General features: G+C 48.9%; 22 protein-coding genes and 2 other annotated features. All 22 genes read left to right on the top strand.

Going from position 1 to position 20,770, the window contains the following annotated elements; all coding sequences use genetic code 11:
* Positions 1–9: 9 nt before the first annotated feature.
* The 22 genes from ispD (at position 10) to rpsG (ending at position 20,737) form a co-directional block, all read left to right on the top strand.
* Entirely contained in the window at positions 10–693 is a 684-nt protein-coding gene (gene ispD, locus KNQ14_RS16080; RefSeq protein ID WP_023466592.1) for a 2-C-methyl-D-erythritol 4-phosphate cytidylyltransferase, read from the top strand.
* Between the two features lie 2 nt (positions 694–695).
* The gene (ispF, locus tag KNQ14_RS16075) at positions 696–1,178 is read left to right on the top strand and encodes a 2-C-methyl-D-erythritol 2,4-cyclodiphosphate synthase (RefSeq protein ID WP_029343079.1); all 483 of its coding nucleotides are present in this window, start codon (positions 696–698) and stop codon (positions 1,176–1,178) included.
* A 43-nt stretch (positions 1,179–1,221) separates the two neighbouring features.
* Positions 1,222–2,670: a glutamate--tRNA ligase gene (gltX, locus tag KNQ14_RS16070; protein WP_023466595.1), complete on the top strand. Its 1,449-nt coding sequence runs from the start codon at positions 1,222–1,224 to the stop codon at positions 2,668–2,670.
* Positions 2,670–2,888 (top strand) — a binding site (T-box leader). (Overlaps the previous gene by 1 nt.)
* A 9-nt stretch (positions 2,889–2,897) precedes the next feature.
* Positions 2,898–3,617, top strand: a complete 720-nt coding sequence (gene epsC, locus KNQ14_RS16065) for a serine O-acetyltransferase EpsC (protein ID WP_255343794.1) — start codon at positions 2,898–2,900, stop codon at positions 3,615–3,617.
* The gene (gene cysS / locus KNQ14_RS16060; protein WP_055966755.1) at positions 3,571–4,968 is read left to right on the top strand and encodes a cysteine--tRNA ligase; all 1,398 of its coding nucleotides are present in this window, start codon (positions 3,571–3,573) and stop codon (positions 4,966–4,968) included. Before epsC ends, cysS begins: the two co-directional genes overlap by 47 nt.
* Positions 4,965–5,369 (top strand): Mini-ribonuclease 3, encoded by a 405-nt coding sequence (locus KNQ14_RS16055; protein WP_023466600.1) that lies wholly within the window; start codon positions 4,965–4,967, stop codon positions 5,367–5,369. The genes cysS and KNQ14_RS16055 overlap by 4 nt, the downstream gene beginning before the upstream one ends.
* An 85-nt stretch (positions 5,370–5,454) precedes the next feature.
* A complete protein-coding gene (rlmB, locus tag KNQ14_RS16050; protein ID WP_035399377.1) occupies positions 5,455–6,219 on the top strand; it encodes a 23S rRNA (guanosine(2251)-2'-O)-methyltransferase RlmB in 765 nt (254 codons plus the stop codon).
* Positions 6,216–6,746 (top strand): NYN domain-containing protein, encoded by a 531-nt coding sequence (locus KNQ14_RS16045; RefSeq protein WP_035399363.1) that lies wholly within the window; start codon positions 6,216–6,218, stop codon positions 6,744–6,746. The genes rlmB and KNQ14_RS16045 overlap by 4 nt, the downstream gene beginning before the upstream one ends.
* A gap of 187 nt (positions 6,747–6,933) precedes the next feature.
* On the top strand, positions 6,934–7,575 hold the full coding sequence (sigH, locus tag KNQ14_RS16040; RefSeq protein WP_023469884.1) for an RNA polymerase sporulation sigma factor SigH: 642 nt from the start codon (positions 6,934–6,936) through the stop codon (positions 7,573–7,575).
* 156 nt (positions 7,576–7,731) lie between these two features.
* Positions 7,732–7,878, top strand: a complete 147-nt coding sequence (rpmG, locus tag KNQ14_RS16035; protein ID WP_023466603.1) for a 50S ribosomal protein L33 — start codon at positions 7,732–7,734, stop codon at positions 7,876–7,878.
* A gap of 44 nt (positions 7,879–7,922) precedes the next feature.
* On the top strand, positions 7,923–8,093 hold the full coding sequence (gene secE / locus KNQ14_RS16030) for a preprotein translocase subunit SecE (protein ID WP_023466605.1): 171 nt from the start codon (positions 7,923–7,925) through the stop codon (positions 8,091–8,093).
* Positions 8,094–8,112: 19 nt separating this feature from the next.
* The gene (gene nusG / locus KNQ14_RS16025) at positions 8,113–8,664 is read left to right on the top strand and encodes a transcription termination/antitermination protein NusG (RefSeq protein WP_023466607.1); all 552 of its coding nucleotides are present in this window, start codon (positions 8,113–8,115) and stop codon (positions 8,662–8,664) included.
* Between the two features lie 149 nt (positions 8,665–8,813).
* A complete protein-coding gene (gene rplK / locus KNQ14_RS16020) occupies positions 8,814–9,239 on the top strand; it encodes a 50S ribosomal protein L11 (RefSeq protein ID WP_023466609.1) in 426 nt (141 codons plus the stop codon).
* A 117-nt stretch (positions 9,240–9,356) separates the two neighbouring features.
* Complete coding sequence (rplA, locus tag KNQ14_RS16015) at positions 9,357–10,043, top strand: 50S ribosomal protein L1 (protein ID WP_023466610.1); 687 nt, start codon at positions 9,357–9,359, stop codon at positions 10,041–10,043.
* 55 nt (positions 10,044–10,098) lie between these two features.
* Positions 10,099–10,250 (top strand) — a sequence feature (ribosomal protein L10 leader region).
* Positions 10,251–10,300: 50 nt separating this feature from the next.
* Positions 10,301–10,807 (top strand): 50S ribosomal protein L10, encoded by a 507-nt coding sequence (gene rplJ, locus KNQ14_RS16010; RefSeq protein WP_023466611.1) that lies wholly within the window; start codon positions 10,301–10,303, stop codon positions 10,805–10,807.
* Between the two features lie 76 nt (positions 10,808–10,883).
* Positions 10,884–11,252, top strand: coding sequence for a 50S ribosomal protein L7/L12 (gene rplL, locus KNQ14_RS16005; protein WP_023466613.1), 369 nt, complete (start codon positions 10,884–10,886; stop codon positions 11,250–11,252).
* Between the two features lie 82 nt (positions 11,253–11,334).
* A complete protein-coding gene (locus KNQ14_RS16000) occupies positions 11,335–11,931 on the top strand; it encodes a class I SAM-dependent methyltransferase (RefSeq protein ID WP_023466614.1) in 597 nt (198 codons plus the stop codon).
* A 231-nt stretch (positions 11,932–12,162) separates the two neighbouring features.
* The gene (gene rpoB / locus KNQ14_RS15995) at positions 12,163–15,720 is read left to right on the top strand and encodes a DNA-directed RNA polymerase subunit beta (RefSeq protein WP_064300988.1); all 3,558 of its coding nucleotides are present in this window, start codon (positions 12,163–12,165) and stop codon (positions 15,718–15,720) included.
* Between the two features lie 20 nt (positions 15,721–15,740).
* Positions 15,741–19,340, top strand: coding sequence for a DNA-directed RNA polymerase subunit beta' (gene rpoC / locus KNQ14_RS15990; protein ID WP_305798072.1), 3,600 nt, complete (start codon positions 15,741–15,743; stop codon positions 19,338–19,340).
* Positions 19,341–19,420: 80 nt separating this feature from the next.
* Positions 19,421–19,672, top strand: a complete 252-nt coding sequence (locus tag KNQ14_RS15985; RefSeq protein WP_023466620.1) for a ribosomal L7Ae/L30e/S12e/Gadd45 family protein — start codon at positions 19,421–19,423, stop codon at positions 19,670–19,672.
* A gap of 125 nt (positions 19,673–19,797) precedes the next feature.
* Positions 19,798–20,217 (top strand): 30S ribosomal protein S12, encoded by a 420-nt coding sequence (gene rpsL, locus KNQ14_RS15980; protein ID WP_023466621.1) that lies wholly within the window; start codon positions 19,798–19,800, stop codon positions 20,215–20,217.
* Positions 20,218–20,266: 49 nt separating this feature from the next.
* Positions 20,267–20,737, top strand: a complete 471-nt coding sequence (gene rpsG, locus KNQ14_RS15975; RefSeq protein WP_023466623.1) for a 30S ribosomal protein S7 — start codon at positions 20,267–20,269, stop codon at positions 20,735–20,737.
* The last annotated feature ends 33 nt before the right edge of the window (positions 20,738–20,770 follow it).

Below are 20,770 nucleotides of genomic sequence, written 5' to 3'. Positions count from 1 at the left end.
GGGAATGGGATGTCTACAGCCACATATCGCGTCGTCATCCCCGCTGCCGGTGCCGGTAAGCGGATGGGCGCAGATCGTAATAAATTGATGCTTGAACTAAGAGACCGTCCAATCATCGCTTGGACACTGGATGTCTTCGAGGCAGATCCGGCATGTACGGAAATTGTCCTTGCGATCAATCCACTAGAACAAGAATGGTTTACAAGTATTATCGCGTCTTATAAGACATCGATTAGACTTGTCGCGGGTGGTGCCGAACGTCAGGAAAGTGTTCTCCGTGGTCTTGAGGCGTTAGAAGGCGAAGGGATCGTTCTGATCCATGATGGTGCCCGACCGTTCATTTCACAAGCAGCGATTCATGCGGTCGTCCAAGCGGCAGTCCTAGACAAAGCGGCGATTCTTGCCGTGCCGATTAAAGACACGGTCAAACGGATTGAAGCGAACCACATCAGCGAGACCGTCCCGCGGGAACACCTGATGGCAGCCCAGACACCACAAGCGTTTGATCTTGCGACGATTCGTACGGTTCACGAAAAAGCGGCAACGAAATACCTAGGAACCGATGATGCAAGTTTGATAGAATGGGACGGAGGAAAAGTAACGATCGTCCACGGTCACTACGAAAATATCAAGATGACGACACCGGACGATCTGTGGTTCGGTGAAGCGATTCTAATGAAACGAGGGAAATGACGATGATTCGAATTGGACAAGGTTTTGATGTACATGCCTTTGCAGAGGATCGGAAATTGATTTTAGGCGGCATCGAGATTCCGCACACGAAAGGATTGCTCGGTCACTCGGATGCAGACGTCTTGTTACATACGATTGCCGACGCGGCACTTGGTGCAATCGCAGCAGGAGATATCGGAAAACATTTTCCGGATACGGATCCGGAATTCAAGGATGCCGATTCAGCAAAATTGCTGCAGCATGTCTACGCGCTCGTTAAACAACAAGGGTATGAGCTTGGCAACCTAGATGCGACAGTCATCGCACAGGCACCAAAGCTCCGTCCGTACATCGACACGATGCGTGCGCGGATCGCGGAATTGCTCGAAGCGGACATTGAACAGATCAATGTCAAGGCAACGACGACGGAATGGTTAGGTTTTACGGGACGAGAAGAGGGAATCGCTTGTCAAGCAGTGATTCTACTGAAACGAATCGAAGAATAAGGTATACTAGATAAGCGAATTTTAGTCGAAGGAGTGATTGGCAATGGCAGAAGTACGAGTACGTTATGCCCCAAGTCCAACAGGACACTTGCATATCGGGAATGCCCGGACTGCATTATTTAACTATCTGTTTGCGCGCCACTTAGGCGGTAAGATGGTATTACGAATCGAGGATACGGACCAAAAGCGGAACATCGCAGGCGGTGTCGAGAGTCAAATGAAGAACCTCGAGTGGCTCGGTGTCGATTGGGACGAAGGTCCAGGTCGCGGTGGTGAGTACGGTCCTTATTCACAAATGGAGCGTCTCGATATCTACCAAAAGTACACGGACGAGTTACTTGAAAAAGGACTTGCTTACCGTTGCTACATGACATCGGAAGAGCTCGAAGCAGAACGCGAAGCACAAATCGCACGCGGAGAAGCACCACGTTATTCAGGAGCGCACCGTAACCTGACAGCAGAACAAGAAGAAGCGTTCCGCGCAGAAGGTCGCACGCCATCGATTCGGATTCGTGTACCGGAAGATGTCACGTATACATGGAATGATATCGTTAAAGACGACGTCTCATTCGAATCAAAAGACTTCGGTGACTGGGTCATCGTCAAAAAAGATGGCATTCCGACGTACAACTTTGCCGTCGTCATCGATGATCATTTAATGGCGATCAGCCATGTTCTTCGTGGGGATGATCATATTTCGAACACACCGAAACAGATGATGATCTATGATGCGTTCGGTTGGGAATACCCGACGTTCGGTCACATGACATTGATCGTCAACGAATCACACAAGAAACTTTCGAAGCGTGATCACTCGATCATTCAGTATATCGAGCAGTATAAAGAGCTCGGTTATCTCCCGGAAGCATTGCTCAACTTCATCACGCTTCTCGGTTGGTCACCAGTCGGTGAACAAGAAATCTTCACGAAAGAAGAGTTCATCGAAATCTTTGACGCGGATCGTCTGTCGAAGAGTCCAGCTGTCTTTGACCAAAACAAATTGGCTTGGATCAACAGCCAGTACATGAAACATCAATCGTTCGAAGAAGTATTCGAAGCCAGTCTTCCGTTCTTACAAGAAGCAGGTCGCGTCGAAGCGTCACCTTCAGAAGAAGAGCTCGCTTGGGCACGTGATCTCGTTGCGTTATACCGCGAACAGATGACGCATGGCGCGGAAATCGTCAAGCTTTCAGAGATGTTCTTTGAGGACGAAGTGGTGTATGATGAAGAGGCAAACACTGTCTTGAGTGGCGAGACGGTTCCGACTGTACTTGCAGAATTCGCGAACCAGTTACGCGCTCTCGAAGAGTGGACACCAGAAGCAATTAAAGCATCGATCAAAGCGACGCAAAAAGCGACTGGTCAAAAAGGAAAGAATTTATTCATGCCAATTCGTGTCGCGACGACAGGACAGACGCATGGTCCAGAACTCCCGAACACGATTCAATTACTAGGAAAAGACCGTGTGCTTGCACGGCTTGAAGCAGAATAACGAAAGCGTAGACGAGGAAAGTAACGATGCGTCTTCTTCTCCAGAGACAAGCTCGAATGGTGCGAGGGCTTGAAGAAGCGAATCATGAAATGCCCCTCTGAGTGCTGCCCGAAATCCGTGAGAGTAGGCGCAGACGTATCTCCGGCGTTAACGGACGTCGAGAGGGACGAGTCAATCGTCCAAACAGAGTGGGACCGCGCTTCGTTAGCGTCTCTGTGCAGCAATGCATAGAGGCGCTTTTTCTTATGGAGAGGAGAACGTATATGACACGGATACGAGAAGATATCCGCAATGTGTTTGAGCAAGATCCAGCTGCCCGCAGCACGTTAGAAGTCATTTTGACATACCCGGGCTTACATGCGATTTGGATGCATCGCCTGGCCCATCGACTCTGGAACGCAAAGTTTCGCTTACTCGGTCGATTAATTTCGCAGTTCAGTCGCTTTTTGACAGGCATCGAGATTCATCCAGGAGCGACGATTGGACGCCGATTCTTTATTGACCACGGGATGGGTGTCGTCATTGGTGAGACGACGATCATTGGGGATGATGTCACGTTGTTTCAAGGCGTGACACTCGGCGGAACGGGGAAAGAAACAGGAAAGCGTCATCCGACGATTGAAGACGGCGTACTTGTCTCTGCCGGTGCCCGTGTCCTTGGTGATATCACGATTGGGGCATACTCAAAAATCGGTGCCAGTTCCGTCGTCTTAAAACACGTTCCTCCCAATGCGACTGTCGTAGGCATTCCGGGACGTGTCGTCATTCAAGACGGCATGAAGGTCGAAGCACCACTTGATCATCGTTTCCCGGATCCGGTCAGCGAATGCCAAGAGCGGATTGAAATGGAACTAGAAGTATTAAAACAAGAAATTGAACGGATTAAAGGAGGGCGACGTCATGATTCAACTGTACAACAGCATGACCGGAAAAAAGGAACCATTTAAACCATTAGAAGAAGGAAAGGTCAAGATGTATGTCTGTGGCCCGACGGTTTACAACTACATTCATATCGGGAACGCGCGTCCAGCCATCGTTTTCGATACGGTCCGTCGCTACTTCACATACCGCGGATACGAAGTTAAATATGTCTCGAACTTCACGGACGTCGATGATAAGATCATCCGGACAGCGAACGAACTCGGAGAAGACTATCATGCGTTGACGAAACGTTTCATCGAGGCGTATCACGCGGATACGGGCGCCTTGAATGTCCAAAAAGCGGATATCCATCCACTCGTCACGGAAACGATGGACGATATCATCGCCTTCATCGAAGTCCTCGTCGAAAAAGGCAATGCCTACGCATCAAGCGGGGATGTCTACTTCCGGACGCGTAGTTTCAAGGATTATGGTCAATTGAGCCAACAGTCGATCGATGAATTGCGCGCAGGCGCACGAATCGAAGTCGGAGAGAAAAAAGAAGATCCGCTTGATTTCGTGCTCTGGAAAGCAGCAAAACCAGGAGAGCCGGCATGGACAAGTCCATGGGGCGAAGGGCGACCAGGCTGGCACATCGAGTGCTCGGCAATGGCGAAGAAATATCTCGGGGAGACGATCGACATTCATGCTGGTGGACAAGACTTGAAATTCCCGCATCATGAGAATGAGATCGCCCAGTCTGAAGCATGCAACTCACAGAAATTCGCGAACTACTGGATGCATAACGGGTTCTTGAACATCGAAAACGAGAAGATGTCGAAGTCGCTCGGTAACTTCTTGACGGTCCATGAAGCGATCCAAGCGGTTGATCCGATGGTGTTACGTTTCTTCATGTTATCGGTTCAGTATCGTCACCCGATCAACTACAGTCGTGAACTGATCGATCAAGCAGCGAATGGTCTCGCACGGATTCGGGAATCGGTCGCAAACATCGAACACCGCCTTGACATGACGGCTGATCTCGGAACAGGTGACGAGAAGTGGTTGAATCGTCTAGCGGCGATCAAGGAACATTTCATCACATCGATGGATGATGATTTTAATACAGCGAACGCTGTGACGGATTTATTCGATCTCTCGAAAGAAGCCAACTTGTACCTTGGAGAAGCACATGTGTCGAAACAGGTGCTCGAACAGTTCCTCGCACTCTTCTCGGAATTATCAGATGTCCTCGGTGTCACGTTGACAGTCGACAAAGGCTTACTCGATGAAGAAGTCGAACAGTTGATCGAAGAGCGGAACACAGCCCGTCAAAATCGTGACTTCGCACGAGCGGACGCAATCCGCGATCAGCTGCGTGATCAAGGCATCTTGCTGGAAGACACAGCGCAAGGGATGCGGTGGAAGCGCGGATGAAGAACTACAAACAACTGAATGCACTCGCGTTAGCGTACATGGGCGATGTCGTCTATGAGATTCGTGTGCGGGAGCGATTGCTCGAACAAGGTTATGTGAAGCCGGGCGAGTTGCATAAAGCAGCTGTCCGGTACGTTCGGGCTCAAGCACAAGCGACGGTCGTGACGCACTGGTTGAACACGGATGCGCTGACGGAAGAAGAAGCAGCGGTCGTTCGGCGCGGAAAGAACGCGAAATCCGGTTCTGTCCCGAAGAGCACGGACGTCCACACGTATCGCTACGCGACAGCATTTGAAGCATTGCTCGGTTATATTTATCTTTCAGAAGGAGGGGATCGCCTTGAAGAACTCATCGGACAAGCGTTCGAACTACTCGAAGCCGAAAAAACAGACGAATCCTAAGGCTACCGGTGCGAAGCCGAAAACGAAGGCACAGCGCCCAGTACAAGAGAAACGAAAAGCCGCTCCAGTCAAGGAACAGCCCGTCGTGATCGAACCACTCGAAGAAGGACAAGATTTCTTGTCAGGTCGTAATCCGGTCCTAGAGGCATTGCGGAGTGGACGAGAGATGAACAAGCTGTTCTTGCAGGAAGGACAACAAAAAGGACCGCTTGCCGTCATCCATGCGATGGCGCAGGAAGCGGGCATTCAAATCCAGCTCGTCCCGCGTTCGCGGTTAACCGGTTTAGCTGGAACGGAAAATCACCAAGGTGTCGTCGCAGCGGTTGCTGCGTATGAGTACGCCGAGATGGAAGACATCTTCGAGCTTGCACGTCAAAAGGATGAAACACCACTCTTGATCATGCTTGATGAGCTCGAAGATCCACATAACCTCGGATCAATCTTGCGGACAGCAGATGCTGTCGGAGCACACGGAATCATCATTCCGAAGCGTCGCTCAGTCGGGTTGACGCAAGTCGTTGCGAAAGCATCAACAGGCGCGATTGAACATATCCCGGTCGTTCGCGTGACGAACCTCGCTCGGACGATGGAGGATCTAAAGAAACAAGGCATCTGGTTCGTGGGAACGGATGCACGTGAAAGTGACGACTACCGGACACTCGATGGGACGATGCCGCTCGGAATCGTCATTGGAAGTGAAGGAAAAGGAATGAGCCGGCTCGTCCGTGAGAAATGTGACTTCCTCGTCCACCTCCCGATGGCAGGACATGTCACGTCGCTCAACGCATCGGTGGCGGCTTCGCTATTATTATATGAAGTCTACCGGACTAGAAAGCCGTATGCGCGATGAAATATGATCGTCTCATCGTAGATGGCTACAATATCATTGGCGCATGGCCAGAATTTAGGACGTTGCGGGAGCAAGACTTTGAATTAGCACGGGAACGGTTGATTCATGCGATGGCGGAGTACCAAGCCGTCACAGGGATCAGCGTTACGATCGTCTTTGATGCCTATCTGCAACCGGGTCGTGAGTCTCGGATGCAAAAAAGTGGAATCGAGATCGTCTATACACGGGAGAACGAAACGGCAGATGAATGGATTGAAAAGACAGCTGCTGATTGGTTACAGGATATTCGGGTCAAGCTAACAGTAGCGACGAATGATTACACGGAGCAGTGGGTCATCTTCACGCTTGGCGCACTCCGTATATCGGCGCAGGAACTCCGGCGTGAATGGAAAGCGGCAGTTGCCGTCATCAAACAACAGACGACGTCCGCGAAGACAGCGGCTCAACCGCGCTCGAAGATTGATTTACCGGAAGACGTCCTCGCACGTCTCGAAGCGATTCGTCGCCGAAAGAATTCAGATACATGATATGAACCATTCGCATGAGCGATCCACCGTTCTCCTTTATTCGGAAGAACGGTGGTTTTTTATAGAAAAGATACATTTTGGATACAACAAAAGAGGTCATGCCAATTTTCATTGTCGTGCGACAGGTAATTATTGTATAATTAAAAACAATTGAACTATTCGTCAATGATGCTTGGAGGGATACAGGATGAGTTTGGTTTCGTTCGACCAGTTTGAGTGCATGACCGATGAAGCGCTTGTAGAACAAGCGAAAGAGTTCGATAACAGCGATGCGCTCGAATTTTTGATCGAGCGGTATCGAAATTTCGTACGCGCCAAAGCCCGTTCTTATTTTTTGATTGGGGCAGACCGAGAAGATATCATTCAAGAAGGAATGATTGGTCTCTATAAAGCGGTACGAGATTACCGAACGGATAAGCTCGCCTCGTTTAAAGGATTTGCCGAATTATGCATCACGCGACAGATGATCACTGCGATTAAGACAGCAACACGTCAGAAACATATCCCATTAAACTCGTACATCTCGCTCGATAAACCGATCTATGACGATGAATCAGAGCGGACGTTACTGGATATCATCACGTCGACAGCACCTTCTGATCCACAAATCTTGATCGTCAACCGGGAAGAATACGCAGACATCGAATCAAAGATGGAGGAGATTCTGAGTGATCTCGAACGAAAAGTCCTCGCGCTCTATCTTGACGGACGGACGTATCAGGAAATCTCCGACGACCTCGATCGTCATGTCAAATCGATCGATAATGCCTTGCAACGCGTCAAGCGGAAGCTTGAACGTTACCTCGAAGCACGAAAGATGACGGTCTAACAGAGAGGTAGATTGACCGTAATCCCTTCCTATGCTACTGTATAACTAGCGCCTTACTAGCGAGACGCCGCTCATAGGCGTTTTTTTTTACGCTCTTTTTTGGGAAGGAAAGTAACACAACAGAAGAGAAGAGTGGCAAAGAAGGAGGGCTTTGAGATGGCGAAGAAAGTAGGCCTTGCTTGTGATAATTGCGGTGCCCGCGACTATACGACGATGAAAAAAGAGGACGTTACTGTCCGCTTGGAATTGAAGAAATTCTGCCGTCGTTGTAACGCGCATACGATTCATAAAGAAGCGAAATAAGGCTTCATCTGTCCCGATTTATTACATCCTGGAGGGAAAGTACGATGAAATTTTTGCGTGACGTATGGAATGAATTGAAAAAGACGAGCTGGCCAAAACGGAAAGAGCTGACGAAATACACATTGACGGTCATCGGTATGGTGATCTTCATGGGTGTCTTCATCTTCGGCGTCGATTCAGGGCTTAGCGCATTGATGAGCTGGTTGATTAAGTAAAAAGAAGAGGTGGCCTACCATGGAGAAACAATGGTTTGTCGTCCAAACGTATTCCGGATTCGAAAACAACGTCAAGGCGAACCTTGAACGTCGGATTGAATCCATGAACATGGACGAAAAAATCTTCCGTGTACTCGTTCCGATTGAAACAGTACAAGAAGAAGTAACGAACAAAAAGGGAGAAACGAAAATCAAGGAACGTGAAGTCAAGATCTTCCCGGGGTATGTCCTCGTAGAGATGGTCATGACGGATGATTCTTGGTATGTCGTCCGGAATACTCCGAACGTCACGGGCTTCCTCGGATCAGTCGGCGGCGGTTCAAAACCGACACCACTCCTTCCGGAAGAAGCAGAAAACATCCTTGGATCAATGGGTCTCGTCGATCTGAAGAGCCGTTACGACTTCTCACTCGGACAAATCGTCCGAATCAAAGAAGGAGCTTTCGAAAATCTCGAAGGTACGATCGAGGAGCTTGATACAGACGCTGAGAAAATGAAAGTCTCTGTTGATATGTTCGGTCGCGAAACGAAGGTCGAGCTTGATTTCGCACAGGTCGATAAAATCGATTAAGTTTCCTATTGCGAATGTTTTGTTTTAATGATACAATTTTTCGTGTTTGATGTTGTGCTTATTTCGATAAATAACTCGTCGAATAGAATGAGTGGGAGGACGCGCAACGTCCAATTAAACCACATTAAAGAATTAAGGAGGTGTGTCTCGTGGCGAAGAAGGTTATGAAACTCGTAAAACTTCAAATTCCTGCGGGCAAAGCAAACCCAGCTCCACCAGTTGGACCGGCACTCGGTCAAGCAGGTGTGAACATCATGGGCTTCTGTAAAGAGTTCAACGCTCGTACACAAGACCAAGCCGGCTTGATTATCCCTGTAGTCATCACGGTTTTTGAAGATCGTTCATTCACATTCATCACTAAAACTCCTCCAGCAGCAGTTCTCTTGAAGAAAGCAGCTGGAATTGAGAGTGGTTCAGGTGAACCGAACCGTAAGAAAGTAGCGACTGTCAAACGTGACAAAGTTCGTGAAATCGCTGAAACAAAAATGCCAGACCTTAACGCATCATCTGTTGAAACAGCAATGTTGATGGTTGAAGGTACTGCACGTTCTATGGGTATCGTAATCGAAGACTAATGTCTTTTTGATTACCATGAACAACGATGAGGGTCGCAGGCGGATAGTTTCTTGAAGCCTGCTACCCTTTCATTATGTGGGAGGATTTTCCGCACAACCACAAAGGAGGAACCTAAAATGGGTAAGAAGTACAAAGAAGCTGCTAAGCTTATCGATCGTACGGTTTCATACGAACTCGCAGAAGCTGTAGATTTGACTAAAAAATCTGCAACTGCGAAATTCGATGAGACTATCGAATTGGCTGTTCGTCTCGGAGTAGATCCGAAGAAAGCAGACCAACAAATCCGTGGAGCAGTCGTATTGCCACACGGTACTGGTAAAACACAAAAAGTTCTCGTCTTCGCGAAAGGTGAGAAATTAAAAGAAGCGGAAGCTGCTGGAGCAGATTACGCTGGTGATGCTGAGTACATCAACAAAATCCAACAAGGATGGTTCGACTTCGACGTTATCGTCGCGACACCAGACATGATGGGTGAAGTTGGTAAACTTGGTCGCGTTCTCGGACCAAAAGGCCTCATGCCAAACCCGAAAACAGGTACAGTTACATTTGACGTCACAAAAGCAATCAACGATATCAAAGCTGGTAAAGTTGAGTACCGTGTCGACAAATCAGGTAACATCCACGTTCCTGTCGGTAAAAAATCATTCGATAACGAGAAACTCGTTGAGAACATCAACACAGTTATCGAAACTCTCGTAAAAGTTAAGCCTGCTACTGCTAAAGGTGTATACCTTAAGAACATCGCGATCGCTTCTACAATGGGTCCTGGTGTAAAAGTATCTTCAGCTGACTTCGCGAAATAATTTCGTCTAAAACGAACTTGACAACGTTCTAAGAACGCTGTTACAGTATAAAACGTTGATATATTTCGACATACCGTAGACAGAAGGTGCTCACATGGGCATAAATCCTTCCGAGGTGTTCTTGCTCAGAGAGCCTGTTTGTTCAGGTATCCTTTTTGACGATTACGCCTCCTCTGCTTTGCAGACGGAGGCTTTTTATTTGAAATCGAGCAGCCCCTCGCACCGGTACATTTCATCTACCAGGAGGTGCAACAGAAATGGCAAACGAAAAAGTTATCGCTGTCAAAGCGGATCTCGTATCTGAGATCGCTGAGAAACTCCAAGCGAGCGCAGGAACAGTTGTCGTCGACTACCGTGGTCTCACAGTAGAAGAAGTCACTGAACTTCGTAAACAACTCCGCGAAGCGGGCGTTGAATTCAAAGTTTACAAAAACGGTCTCCTCCGCCGCGCGGCAGTTCAAAGCAACCTCGAAGGTCTTGATGAAGTCTTCACAGGTCCTAGTGCGATCGCCTTCAGCAATGAAGACGTTATCGCGCCAGCTAAGATCTTGAACGACTTCGCTAAAACGCACAAGGCTCTCGAACTTAAAGGTGGTATCATCGAAGGCAAAGTCACTTCAGTAGAAGATGTCAAAGCCCTTGCGGAACTTCCATCACGCGAAGGTCTCCTTTCGATGCTCCTCAGCGTGCTTCAAGCGCCAATCCGTGGACTCGCGGTGGCAACGAACGCAATCGCAGAGCAAAAAGAAGAACAATCTGCTTAATTTCTGCTTAGCGGGATAGGCAACCAACACAATTTTCACACCCCAACGTGGGCTAAATCAAAGGAGGAAAACCATAATGGCTTTCAACAAAGAGCAATTTATCGAAGACCTCAAGGGCATGACTGTTCTTGAACTTAACGAACTCGTAAAAACAATCGAAGAAGAATTCGGCGTATCAGCAGCAGCTCCAGTAGCAGTTGCAGGTGCTGGCGCAGGCGCAGCAGCTGAAGAGCAAACTGAATTCGACGTTATCCTTACTAACGCTGGATCTGGTAAAATCAACGTCATCAAAGCAGTTCGCGAATTGACTGGTCTCGGTCTTAAAGAAGCGAAAGCTCTCGTAGACGGAACTCCAGCACCAGTTAAAGAAGGCGTTTCGAAAGAAGACGCTGAAGCAATGAAAGCTAAGCTTGAAGAAGCTGGCGCTACTGTAGAAGTTAAGTAATTTTCTTCTTCCGTAGAAACAAGAGAAGCTCGCATTGCGAGCTTCTTTTGTTTTCATCTTTTACATGAGAGGGGAAGGAAACATGGCGGATCATTATTATACGAATGACCCTTCATCGAAACGAGATCCGAAGACGTGGGAATATGTCCTACGTGGTCAGACGCTCCGTTTTACATCGGACCATGGTGTCTTTTCGAAGAACGGAATCGATTTTGGTTCCCGTCTGTTGATCGAGGCATTCACGGAACCGGCTGTAGCGGGAGACATCTTGGATGTCGGTTGCGGATACGGACCGATGGGCATCGCGCTTTCGAAGTCGACGGGTCGTCCGGCGCACTTGATCGATGTCAATGAACGGGCGCTCGAACTAGCGGCAGACAATGCGCGCGCGAACGGTGTTTCCGTGACGACCGGTGTGAGTGACGGGTATGATGGGGTAGGCGAATCGACATTCGCAGCGATCGTGACGAATCCACCGATTCGGGCGGGAAAAACGGTCGTTCATCGTATTCTCCGGGAAGCGTATGATCACCTTGTCGTCGGCGGCGAGCTTTGGGTCGTCATTCAAAAGAAACAAGGTGGACCATCAGCGAAGAAATTGATGGAAGACGTATTCGGTATGTGTGAGACAGTTACCCGCGATAAAGGGTACTCGATATTTAAATCAATTCGGTCTTGACAAATCGAAGGATTTGTCGTTGACCGCATGTTGTGTCTATGATAGTATTATAAAATGCCATTGGAGTGATTTTTGGATAAGATGTTTGAAAGCAGCTGGCGTTCTCGACTACAGATGATTGAGTAGACAAGACGTCGCTTTTTTGCGCTTATCAATCAAAAAATGGCTTCAATGTTCGATATTACACCCGTCCTTCTCTATAAGAAGAAGTGGGTCTGAGAGGTGAATCAGTTGACTGGTCAACTTGTTCAGTACGGTCGTCACCGTCAGAGAAGAAGCTATGCACGTATCAGCGAAGTATTGGAACTTCCAAACTTAATCGAGATTCAAACGAATTCGTATGAGTGGTTCCTGCGGGAAGGTCTTCGTGAGATGTTTCATGACATTTCGCCGATTTCCGATTTCACAGGGAATCTCGTATTAGAATTCATCGACTACTCGCTCGGAGAGCCGAAGTATTCGATCGATGAATCGAAAGAGCGCGACGTGACCTATTCGGCACCACTACGCGTTAAAGTCCGTCTTCAAAATAAAGAGACGGGTGAATTGAAAGAACAAGAAGTCTTCATGGGTGACTTCCCGCTTATGACGGAGTCGGGAACATTCATCATCAATGGAGCGGAGCGCGTAATCGTTTCGCAGCTTGTTCGTTCGCCAAGTGTTTATTACAACAATAAGTTAGATAAGAACGGTAAGCGTGGATTCTCCGCGACAGTCATCCCAAACCGTGGTGCATGGCTCGAGCTCGAGACAGACGCGAAAGACATCGTTTATGTTCGCATTGATCGCACGCGTAAGATTCCAGTAACGGTTCTTTTACGTGCTCTTGGTTTCGGTACGGATCAGGAAATCATCGATCTTCTCGGTGATGATGAGTACCTCCGGAATTCACTTGAAAAAGATAATACGGAATCAACGGAAAAAGCCCTCATCGAGATTTATGAGCGTCTACGTCCGGGAGAGCCGCCGACAGTCGAAAACGCAAAAGCGTTGCTCGTGTCGCGCTTCTTTGACCCGAAACGTTATGATTTGGCAAACGTTGGTCGTTATAAAATCAATAAAAAGCTTCATCTTAAGAACCGTCTCTTCGGTCAAAAACTCGCGGAAACGCTTGTTGATCCTGAGACAGGTGAAGTCATCGCGGAAGCAGGAACGGTCCTTGATCGTCGTATGCTCGATAAAGTCCTTCCATTCCTCGAAGGATCCGTTGGTTACATCGAAGCGACGCCTACAGGCGGCGTGACGCAGGGTGAGGCTTTCAACTTACAGTCAATCAAGGTGTTCGCACCGGACGATGCTGAAGGTGAACGCATCATCAATATCATCGGTAACGGTAACATCGATCGTGACATCAAGCACATCACGCCTGCTGACATGATTGCTTCCATCAACTACTTCTTCAACTTGTTGCATGAAGTCGGTACGACAGACGATATCGACCACCTCGGTAACCGTCGTCTTCGTTCAGTCGGTGAGCTGCTCCAGAACCAATTCCGGATCGGTCTCTCACGGATGGAACGTGTCGTTAAGGAACGGATGTCGATTCAGGATCAGAATGCGATCACGCCACAGGCATTGATCAACATTCGTCCAGTTATCGCATCGATTAAAGAGTTCTTCGGTAGCTCGCAGTTGTCTCAGTTCATGGACCAAACGAACCCGCTTGCGGAATTGACGCACAAACGTCGTCTTTCAGCACTCGGACCTGGTGGTTTGACACGTGAGCGCGCTGGTTTCGAAGTTCGTGACGTACACTACTCGCACTATTCCCGTATGTGTCCGATCGAAACGCCAGAGGGACCAAACATCGGTTTGATCAACTCGTTGTCTTCGTACGCGAAGGTCAATGAGTACGGCTTCATCGAAGCGCCATATCGTCGTGTCGATCCGGAAACGGGCGTTGTCACGGATGAAATCCACTACATGACTGCTGACGAAGAGGATCTCTACGTCGTCGCACAGGCAAACATGTTGTTGACGGAAGAGAAGACGTTTAAAGATTCACACGTCCTTTCACGTTTCCGTGGACAAAACTTATCTGTCGAACCAGCACGTGTCGATTACATGGACGTTTCACCGAAGCAGGTTGTATCTGCCGCAACGGCTTGTATCCCGTTCCTTGAGAACGATGACTCGAACCGTGCCCTCATGGGAGCGAACATGCAACGTCAGGCCGTCCCACTTCTGAACCCGGAATCTCCGATTGTCGGTACAGGAATGGAGTACGTGTCTGCGAAAGACTCAGGAGCCGCTGTCGTTGCGAAGCACGCAGGGATCGCTGAGCGTGTCACGGCGCGTGAAATCCTTGTCCGTCGTACGACGGAAGTCGATGGCAACATCGTTGAAGGGGAACTCGACCGTTACAAGATTCAAAAATTCATCCGTTCTAACCAAGGAACGTGTTATAACCAAAAACCAATCATCAAAGCAGGCGACCCAGTCGATAAAGGCGAGATCCTTGCAGATGGTCCATCGATGGACGGTGGGGAACTTGCGCTTGGTCGCAACGTACTCGTCGGTTTCATGACATGGGATGGTTACAACTATGAGGATGCTGTCATCATGAGTGAGCGTCTTGTCAAAGACGACGTCTACACATCGATCCACATCGAAGAATACGAATGTGAGTCGCGTGATACGAAACTCGGACCGGAAGAAATCACACGTGATATTCCGAACGTCGGTGATGATGCCTTGAAAAACCTCGACGATCGCGGAATCATCCGCGTCGGTGCGGAAGTCAAGGACGGCGATATCCTCGTCGGTAAAGTTACGCCGAAGGGTGTAACGGAATTGACAGCGGAAGAACGTCTTCTTCATGCAATCTTCGGTGAAAAAGCACGTGAAGTCCGTGATACATCTCTCCGTGTACCACACGGTGGTGATGGAATCATCCTCGACGTCAAAATCTTCGACCGCGATAATGGGGACGAGCTCTCACCTGGTGTCAACCAGTTGATCCGTGCTTACATCGTTCAGAAGCGTAAGATTCACGAGGGTGACAAAATGGCGGGTCGTCACGGTAACAAAGGTGTTATCTCGCGTATCCTTCCAGAAGAAGACATGCCGTACATGCCAGACGGTACGCCAATTGACATCATGTTGAACCCACTTGGGGTTCCATCACGGATGAACATCGGGCAGTTGCTCGAGCTTCACCTCGGGATGGCAGCACGTCAACTCGGCATCAAAGTCGCATCACCGGTATTCGATGGTGCGCGTGAGGAAGATGTTTGGGCAACGATTGAAGAAGCAGGTATGGATCGCGACGCGAAGACTGTCCTTTATGATGGTCGTTCGGGTGAAGCGTTCGATAACCGCATCTCTGTCGGTGTCATGTATATGATTAAACTTGCTCACATGGTCGATGATAAACTTCACGCACGTTCGACAGGACCATACTCACTCGTCACACAACAACCGCTCGGTGGTAAAGCCCAGTTCGGTGGTCAGCGTTTCGGTGAGATGGAAGTATGGGCACTTGAAGCATACGGCGCAGCCTACACGCTCCAAGAGATCCTTACAATCAAGTCGGATGACACGATCGGTCGTGTTAAAGCGTACGAAGCAATCGTCAAAGGTGAGAATGTACCACAACCGGGCGTACCGGAATCGTTCCGAGTCCTCATTAAAGAGCTTCAATCCCTCGGTATGGACGTCAAGATGATGTCTGCTGATGATGAAGAGATCGAAATGCGCGACGAAGACGAGGACAATATCCCGAACGCGACTCCAGCACTCGAAGAAGTTCAAGCGCCTGTCGCACCAGTTGTTACTGAAGAGGAATAAGCGAAAGGGAGGTCCACCCCTTGGTAGATGTTAATAGATTTGAATATATGCAAATCGGCCTCGCTTCTCCCGAAAAGATCCGTTCATGGTCTTTCGGGGAAGTGAAAAAGCCGGAGACGATCAACTATCGTACACTCAAACCGGAGAAAGACGGTTTGTTCTGTGAACGTATCTTTGGTCCAACAAAAGACTGGGAATGTTACTGTGGTAAATACAAACGGATCCGCTATAAAGGAATCATTTGTGACCGCTGTGGCGTTGAAGTCACGAAGTCGAAAGTCCGTCGTGAGCGCATGGGTCACATCGAGCTCGCAGCACCGGTTTCGCACATCTGGTACTTCAAAGGAATTCCTAGCCGTATGGGACTCGTCCTCGACATGTCACCGCGTGCGTTAGAAGAGATCATCTACTTCGCGTCGTACGTCGTCACAGATCCAGGCGAATCGACACTTGAGAAGAAACAACTCCTTTCAGAGAAAGAATACCGTGCATATCGTGAGAAGTTCGGTCGTTCGTTCACTGCTGAAATGGGTGCGGAAGCAGTTCGTAAATTGCTCCGTGACGTAGAACTCGATAAAGAAGTCGCTGCATTACGTGAAGAGCTTCGTATGATTCAAGGACAACGTCGTACGCGTGCGATCAAACGTCTTGAAGTCCTCGATGCGTTCCGTAACTCAGGCAACAATCCAGAATGGATGGTGCTTGAAGTACTTCCAGTCATCCCACCGGAACTTCGTCCGATGGTTCAACTCGATGGCGGACGTTTCGCGACGTCTGACTTGAACGACTTGTACCGCCGCGTCATCAACCGTAACAACCGTCTCAAGCGTCTTCTTGACCTTGGCGCTCCGAACATCATCGTTCAGAATGAAAAACGGATGCTTCAAGAAGCAGTCGATGCTTTGATCGATAACGGTCGTCGTGGTCGTCCAGTCACTGGACCAGGTAACCGTCCACTTAAATCACTTTCACACATGTTGAAAGGGAAACAAGGACGTTTCCGTCAAAACTTGCTCGGTAAACGTGTCGACTACTCTGGTCGTTCGGTTATCGTCGTTGGTCCAAACCTGAAGATGTATCAATGTGGTCTTCCAAAAGAAATGGCCCTTGAGCTCTTCAAACCGTTCGTCATGAAAGAACTCGTCTCTCGTGGCATCGCACCGAACATCAAGAGTGCGAAACGGAAAATCGAGCGCGTTCAACCTGAAATCTGGGATGTCCTCGAAGAAGTCATCCGTGAGCATCCGGTTCTCTTGAACCGTGCACCGACACTTCACCGTCTCGGTATCCAGGCATTCGAACCAACGCTCGTCGAAGGACGCGCGATTCGCCTTCACCCACTCGTATGTACGGCATACAACGCCGATTTCGACGGTGACCAAATGGCGGTTCACGTACCACTTTCGGCAGAAGCACAAGCAGAAGCACGTCTTCTCATGCTCGCTGCACAAAACATCTTGAACCCGAAAGACGGTAAACCTGTTGTTACACCATCGCAGGATATGGTCCTCGGTAACTACTACCTCACGCTCGAGCGCGAAAACGCGATCGGCGAAGGTAAAATCTTCTCGACAGTGAACGAAGCGCTCATCGCTTACCAAAACGGTTATGCGCACTTCCATACACGTGTTGCGATTCCAGCCGGCGTTCTCAAGAACCCGACATTCACGGAAGAGCAAAACGAGAAATTATTGGTTACGACAGTCGGTAAGTTGATCTTCAATGAGATCCTCCCAACGACGTTCCCTTACTTGAACGAACCAACGATGACGAACCTTCAAGAAGCGACGCCAGACAAGTACTTCCTTGAAAAAGGAACAGATGTCGCGGCAGAACTGAAGAACCGTCCGATCATCGATCCGTTCAAAAAAGGATTCCTTGGAAATGTCATCGCGGAAGTCTTCAAACGGTTTGAGACGACAGAAACAAGCCGCATGCTCGACCGCATGAAAAACCTCGGATTCAAACACTCGACTCGTGCCGGTATCACGGTAGGGATCGCGGACATCATCGTTCTTCCGGATAAACAAGAAATTCTTGTTGAAGCGCAGGACAATGTCGACCGCGTCATGAAATCGTACCGTCGTGGTCTCATCACAGAAGACGAGCGCTATGAGCGCGTCGTTAAATCGTGGAATGATGCGAAGGATGAAATTCAGTCTCGTCTGATGAAATCCCTCAACCGTCTCAACCCGATCTTCATGATGAGTGACTCCGGTGCCCGTGGTAACGCGTCGAACTTCACGCAGCTCGCTGGTATGCGTGGACTCATGGCCGCTCCAAGTGGACGGATCATCGAGCTCCCGATCAAATCATCGTTCCGTGAGGGTCTAACGGTACAGGAATACTTCATCTCAACACACGGTGCGCGTAAAGGTCTTGCCGATACAGCCTTGAAAACGGCTGACTCGGGTTACCTGACTCGTCGTCTCGTTGACGTTGCTCAAGACGTCATCATCCGTGAAGATGATTGTGGAACGGATCGTGGTATCCGCGTCACAGCACTCCGTGAAGGAACGGAAGAAATCGAAAGCCTCTACGACCGCCTCGTCGGCCGTACGGCATTCGAAAACGTCGTTCACCCTGAAACAGGAGAAGTCCTCGTTTCAACGAACGAACTCATCGATGAAGACATCGCGCGTGTCATCACGGACGCTGGTGTCGACAACGTTGAGATCCGTACTGCCTTCACATGTAACACAAGCCATGGTGTCTGTAAGAAATGTTACGGACGCAACTTGGCAACAGGCAACGACGTCGAAGTCGGCGAAGCTGTCGGTATCATCGCGGCACAATCAATCGGTGAGCCAGGAACGCAGCTTACGATGCGTACCTTCCACACAGGTGGGGTTGCCGGAGACGATATCACACAAGGTCTTCCGCGTATCCAAGAGTTGTTCGAAGCGCGTAACCCGAAAGGTCAAGCGGTCATCTCGGAAATCGATGGTCAAGTCATCGACTTCACGGAATCGCGTGACAAACGTGAATTGACGGTCCAAGGACTCAGCGAAACACGCACATACACGATCCCATTCGGTTCGCGTCTACGTGTTCAGCTCGGGGACGAGGTCAAAGCTGGTCAAGTCTTCACGGAAGGTTCGATCGATCCGAAAGAACTCTTGAACGTTAAAGGTGTATCCGGCGTTCAGAACTACTTGCTTCAAGAAGTTCAAAAAGTATACCGGATGCAAGGGGTTGAGATCGGTGACAAACACGTCGAGGTCATGGTTCGCCAAATGATCCGTCGCGTACGTGTCATCGAGTCTGGTGAGACTTCACTCTTGCCAGGTTCGCTCGTCGATATCAGCACGTTCAAGGAAGCTTGTAAAGAAGCGCTCCGTAACGGGAAAGCTCTCGCTTCAGCGAAACCAGTTCTTCTCGGTATCACGAAAGCGTCACTTGAAACAGATTCATTCCTATCGGCTGCGTCGTTCCAAGAAACGACTCGTGTCCTTACGGATGCAGCGATTAAAGGGAAGAGCGACTACCTTCGCGGCTTGAAAGAGAACGTCATCATCGGTAAGTTGGTTCCAGCTGGTACTGGGATGTCACGTTACCGTCAGATCGATCTCGAAGTAGCTGGCGAAGCACCTGTAGAAGCCGATTCTCCGGTAGAATAAAACGCCTTGACACGCCGGTATGGCGGTGCTACTATGATATAGTGTTGCCAACCGGCTGTGTTATTTTGGAGGATATCTTCATGTCTTACAAAAAAGTAGTCGGCGCAGATTTGAAGTTTGTCGGTCAAAAGCAAACGCTCAAAGCATTGCGATCTGGCAAGGCGTCGGAAGTGATCATTGCGGATGACGCAGATGAACACGTAAAACAAGCATTGCTCGATGCGGCGAAACAAGCAAACGTTCCAGTCGTGAATGTTCCTTCTAAGCAAGAGCTTGGAAAAGCTTGTGGAATCGATGTCGCAGCAACCGCTGTTGCCATTAAGAAAGTTTGATAATGCGTTTTGTGTGGCGATGGAATGCCTGAGCCACGCAAAACGTTTCATTATGACTTTCGATGAACCACCCGGCTCGGTGGTTTTGAAATTTGTCATGAATTCAGGAAGGGAGGATCTCAAAGATGCCTACTATCAACCAATTAGTCCGTAAAGGACGTCAATCAAAAGTTGTGAAATCAGATTCGCCAGCGCTGAACAAAGGGTACAACAGCTTCATTAAAGCTCGTACTGACATCAGCTCACCACAAAAACGTGGTGTTTGTACTCGTGTAGGTACAATGACTCCGAAGAAACCGAACTCGGCTCTTCGTAAATACGCACGTGTACGTTTGACGAACACAATGGAAGTAACAGCTTACATCCCAGGTATCGGCCACAACCTTCAAGAGCACAGTGTTGTTCTTATCCGCGGCGGCCGCGTAAAAGACTTACCAGGGGTACGTTACCACATCGTTCGTGGTGCGCTTGATACAGCTGGTGTTGACGGCCGTATGCAAGGTCGTTCGAAATACGGTACTAAACGTCCTAAAGTTAAAAAATAATCTAGATATCTTAAGATATCACCTCACTATATGAAAGGAGGGACTCGGAATGCCACGTAAAGGTCAAGCAGAACGTCGTGATGTAATGGCTGATCCGATCTACAACTCTAAACTCGTTACCCGCCTTATCAACCGTCTTATGTTAGATGGTAAAAAAGGTACTGCTCAACAAATCTTATACAAAGCTTTCGAAACTATCGCTGAACGTTCAGGTCGCGATGCAATGGAAGTCTTTGAAGAAGCGATGAACAACATCATGCCAGTTCTTGAAGTTAAAGCACGCCGTGTAGGTGGAGCTAACTATCAAGTTCCTGTCGAAGTTCGCCCAGAGCGTCGTACGACACTTGCACTTCGTTACCTCGTGAACTACTCACGTCTCCGTAACGAAAAAACTATGGATGCGCGCCTTGCTAACGAAATCATGGACGCTGCAAACAACACTGGTGCTTCTGTTAAGAAGCGCGAAGATATGCACAAAATGGCGGAAGCGAACAAAGCGTTTGCTCACTACCGCTGGTAATTCCGAAAATCACCACCTCATGCATGCCATTTT

The organism is Exiguobacterium sp. s161 (genome assembly GCF_018619045.1).
Classification (GTDB): domain Bacteria; phylum Bacillota; class Bacilli; order Exiguobacteriales; family Exiguobacteriaceae; genus Exiguobacterium_A; species Exiguobacterium_A indicum.
Note: the sequence above shows the minus strand (reverse complement) of the source record. Positions and strands in the feature narration are given on the sequence as shown.